This window comes from Nocardia mikamii NBRC 108933 (genome assembly GCF_001613505.1).
GTDB lineage: Bacteria > Actinomycetota > Actinomycetes > Mycobacteriales > Mycobacteriaceae > Nocardia > Nocardia mikamii.
The window spans coordinates 1-4,794 of sequence record NZ_BDCM01000033.1 but is presented as its reverse complement, the minus strand read 5'-3'; the positions used below and the strand labels follow the sequence as shown (position 1 = coordinate 4,794).

Genomic DNA, 4,794 nt, shown 5'->3' with positions numbered 1-4,794 from the left:
CGAACCCGCGGCCAAATGCAACGCCACCAGCGACGACGAACACGCCGTATCCACCGTGACCGACGGGCCCTCGAAGCCGAACACGTACGACACCCGGCCCGAGGCAATGGATCCCGCATTCGCGTTGGCCGGATAGTCGTGATACATCATGCCGGTGAAGACGCCGGTCGCGCTGCCACGCAGCGACCCCGCGTCGACACCGGAGCGCTCCAGAGCTTCCCACGACGTCTCCAACAGCAAGAATTGCTGCGGATCCATCATCGCGGCCTCGTTGGGGCTGATGCCGAAGAACGCGGGATCGAATTCACCGGCCGAATGCAGGAAACCACCCTCGCGGGTGTAGGTGCTGCCCGGCGTTTCCCCGGTCCGATCGTAGAGTCGCTCGACGTCCCATCCGCGATTCACCGGAAACTGCGAGGTGGCGTCGCCGCCCTCGGCTACCAGCCGCCACAGATCCTCCGGCGAGTCCACCCCGCCCGGATACCGGCACGCCATACCGACGATCGCGATCGGCTCCCGGAGGGCCGCGTCGAGTTTGCGGTTGCGCGCCCGCAGTCGCTCGGTTTCCTTGAGCGAGACCCGCAGCGCCTGCGCCAGCTTCTGCGTCTTGTCATCGGGGTTCGTCATTCTCAGTCCTCTGATGAGCCGTTGTAGGCCAGGTCGATCAGGTCGTCGATGTCCAATTCGTCGATGGACTCGTCCGCGACACTTCGACCGGTGTCGTCTGTTTCGGCACGCGATGTGTCACCGTCGCGCGCAAGTTCCATCAGCGTGTCCAGCAGGCCCGCCGCCCGGAGCCGGGAGAGCGGGATCGTGCGGATCGCCTGCCGAATCTCGTTCTCCGGCACCGTGTCCGGCTCGCTCGAGTCGTCCTCGGTGAGCATCTCGACGAGATGGGCCGCGAGTGCCTGTGGCGTCGGATAGTCGAAGACGAGGGTCGCGGGCAGCGGCAGGCCCGTGACGGTTTTCAGGACGTTGCGGAACTCCACGGCGGTGACCGAGTCGAATCCCAGCTCGTTGAACGCCTTGTCCACGTCCACGGCGTTCGCGTGATCGTGGCCCAGAATCGCTGCGACCTGCCCGCGCACGATCTCCACCAGCACGGCGGGACGTTCGTGGTCCGGGGTGTCGGCCACGCGGGCGCGCAATGCCGCGGCCGCGGACGACGCCGCGGTGCGACGCTGCGGGACCAGGTCGGCGAACAGCGGAGGGACCGTTCCCGCACCGCGCAACGCACCCAGATCCAACCGGGCCGGCACCAGCGTCGCGGCATCGATGCGCGTGGCGGCATCGAACAGGGCGAGGCCGTATTCGGCCGCCAGTGGCAGCACACCGGAGCGAGCAATCCGCTGCCGTGCGGCCGCATCGAGTTCGGCGGCCATACCGCCCTCGGCCTCCCACAGACCCCAGGCGAGGGATTGCCCGCGCCGGCCGGACGCCCGCCGCTGCGCGGCCAGCGCATCCAGGCACGCGTTGGCCGCGGCGTAGTTCCCCTGCCCGGCATTGCCGAATGTTCCTGCCACCGAACCGAACAGGACGAACGCCTTCAGCGGGAGGTCGCGGGTCAGGTCGTGCAACTGCAGGGCGGCGTCGACCTTGGGGCGCAGCACCGTGTCCAACCGGTCGGGGGTGAGCGACCCGATCGCACCGTCGTCGAGCACACCGGCCAGATGGAAGACACCGGTCACCGGATGACCGGCGGGGACCGTGGACAATGCCGCGGCCAGTGCCTCGCGGTCGGCGGCATCGCAGGCGGCGAAGTCGACTCGCGCCCCGAGTTGTTCCAGCTCCGTACGCAATGTCGTTGCGCCGGGCGCTGATTCACCCCGGCGACTCAACAGCAGCAGTCGGCGGACACCACGCGCGGCGACCAGGTGCCGGGCGAACAGGCCGCCGAGGTACCCGCTCGCACCGGTGACCAGGACGGTGTCGTCGGCGGTGAAGGAATCGTCCGGGATCGCCGCCGCGGGTGTGACTCGGCTCAGACGGGCGGCGTAGGCCCGGCCGGAGCGGACGGCGATCTGTGGTTCGCCTGCGGCCACCACCCCGCCCGGCACGCCGGAGTCGGTATCGAGCAGGACGATCCGGCCCGGATGTTCGGTCTGCGCGGAACGCACGAGACCGCCGACCGCGGCGCCCGCGAGATTCGTGATCGCCTCGCCCGCAACGGATATCGCGCCACCGGTGCGGATCACCAGCACCGAATCGGCGAAGCGGGTGTCGGTCGTCCATGCTTGAAGGACCTGCAGCGCCTCATGCGTCGCCGCACGGACGGCGCCGGAATCGGCACCGGTCGGGCAGTCCCACACCACGAGGCCGGGGATCTCGTCGCCCAGCTCTGCCCATCGGGCCGTGCTCGCCTCGACCTCGGGGATCGCCACCGGTGTCCACCGGATCTCGAACAACGCGTTCCGTCCGGCGGCTCCCCCGGCGGTGAGCTGGGCCGGATCGATCGGCCGGGACGCGAGGTGCCGGACCGACGCCACGGGCATACCCGCCGAATCGGCGAGGTCCAGCGCGACGCCGTGCTCGCCCTTCGGGATGAGCCGGACCCGCAGCGAATCGGCCCCGCCCGCGAACACGGTGACGCCCGACCATTCGAACGGCAGGGCGATCTCCGTCGTGGGCATATCCGATGCCGAACGCACGGCGTGCAGCGCCGCATCGAGCAGTGCGGGATGCAGCCCGAATCCGGTCGCGTCGGCGCGCGCGGATTCCGGCACCGCCACCTCCGCGTAGATCTCGCCGTCCCCGCGCCAGACCGCGGTCAATGCCTGGAATACGGGCCCGTACCGGTAGCCCAGGGCATCGAGCGCGTCGTACACACCGTCGATGTCGACCGCGGTGGCGCCCGCCGGGGGCCAGGAGATCAGGTCGAAATCGGGTGCCGTGCCGGCTTGTGCGACCACGCCTTCGGCGTGCAGCGTCCAGGACGGGACGGAATCGACCTCCCCTTCGGGGCAGGAGAAGACCCGCACGGCGCGGTGTCCGGTCTCGTCCGGTTCATCGACCACCACGCGGATCGCGACGCCACCGGCCTCGGCCTCGGGTAGCGCCAGGGGCGCCCGGAGCACCAGCTCGTCGAGAGCCGGGCAGCCGACCTGCTCGCCGGCATGCCGCGCGAGTTCGACGAACCCGGTGCCGGGAAACAGCACCGTATCCATCACCCGGTGATCGGCCAGCCACGGCTGGGTCCGCACCGAGAGACGACCGCTGAGGGTGACGGCGCCGGAGTCGGGCTGCGACACCATCGCCGACAGCAGGGGATGTCCGGTGTCGACGAATCCCAGTGCCCGAGCGCCACCGTCGTCGGCAGTGGAGCCGGCGTTCACCCAGTACCGCTGATGCTGAAAAGCATAGGTGGGCAGCTCGATTCGCCGGCTTCCGGTGCCGGAGTAGAGCCCGGCCCAGCTCACCTCGGCGCCGGTGACGAACAGCCCGGCCACACCGGCGATCACGCTCGTGGCATCGGCCCGGCCCCGATGCGCCAACGCCACCACGGCCGGGGCGTGGGGTGCTGCTCGTCCGTCCAGAGTCTGATCGACCATCGGATACAGCACGGCGTCCGGCCCGATCTCGGCGAAGCGAGACACTCCCATATCCGCCATCGAGGTCACCGCGTCGGCGAATCGGACCGCGTCGCGAACCTGCCCCACCCAGTACGCCGGATCGCACATCTCATCGACGACCTGCCTACCGGTCACGGTCGACACCAGTGGGACGGTGGGCCGTGCGAACGTGAGATCCGCTATCGCCGAGGCGAATTCGCTGAGCATGGGTTCCATGAGCGACGAATGGAACGCATGGGAGACGCGCAGGCGTTTGGTCCGCCATCCGCGCTCGGCACTCGCCGCGAGCACGGCGGTGACAGCGGCTTCGGTGCCGGACAGCACCACCGACGCGGGGCCGTTCACCGCGGCGACCGACACCCCCGCGCTCAGCAGCGGCGACACCTCGGCCTCCGACGCACCCACCGCCACCATCGCCCCACCCGCGGGCAACGCCTGCATCAAGCGACCACGCGCCCCCACCAGCACACACGCGTCCTCGAGCGACAACACACCCGCGACATGCGCGGCAGCGACCTCACCGATCGAATGACCCGCCACCACATCCGCACGCACCCCCCACGACTCCAGCAGCCGATACAGCGCCACCTCGAACGCGAACAAACCCGCCTGCGCGAACACCGTGCGGTCGACCAGATCATCGTCGGTCAGTGCATCGTGCAGCGAAACCTGCTGGCCCAGAGACGGTTCCAGTTCGTCCACGATCACGTCGAAGTGCTGGGCGAACACAGGGTAGGCATGGTGCAGTCCGGCGGCCATACCGGCCCACTGCGCCCCCTGACCCGAGAACACCATGCCGGTGGCCCCCGGCATCGCTCGACCCGACACCACACCCGGCGCCGGCTCGCCGCGCCCCAGCGCTCGGATTCCGGCCCGCAGGGCGTCGCGCTCGGCTGATACGACCACCGCTCGGTGGTCGAACACCGCTCTCGTCGCCAGGGACAAGCCGATGTCGGCCGGATCGTGTTCCCTGGCGGCGAGATGTGATGCCAGCCGCCGGGCCTGGTCTGCGAGCGCGACACCCGTGCGCGCCGACACCACCCACGGCAGCACGGCATCGGCCGGTACCGTTACCGGTCGCGAACCGGTGTCCGGGACCTGTTCGAGAATGACGTGCGCGTTGGTGCCGCTGATTCCGAACGAGGACACACCCGCGCGACGCGGGCGACCCACCTCCGGCCACTCGATCGGGTCGGTCAGCAACTCGATACTGCCTTGGGACCAG

General features: G+C 69.7%; 2 protein-coding genes. Both read right to left on the bottom strand.

The features are described from left to right. On the bottom strand, window positions 1-627 hold a 627-nt coding region (locus NMI01S_RS33585; protein WP_167669988.1), incomplete at its 3' end, for a beta-ketoacyl synthase N-terminal-like domain-containing protein. Window positions 628-629: 2 nt separating this feature from the next. Continuing rightward, window positions 630-4,794 (bottom strand): type I polyketide synthase (locus tag NMI01S_RS33580; protein ID WP_157126513.1); only part of this gene is annotated, 4,165 nt, incomplete at its 5' end.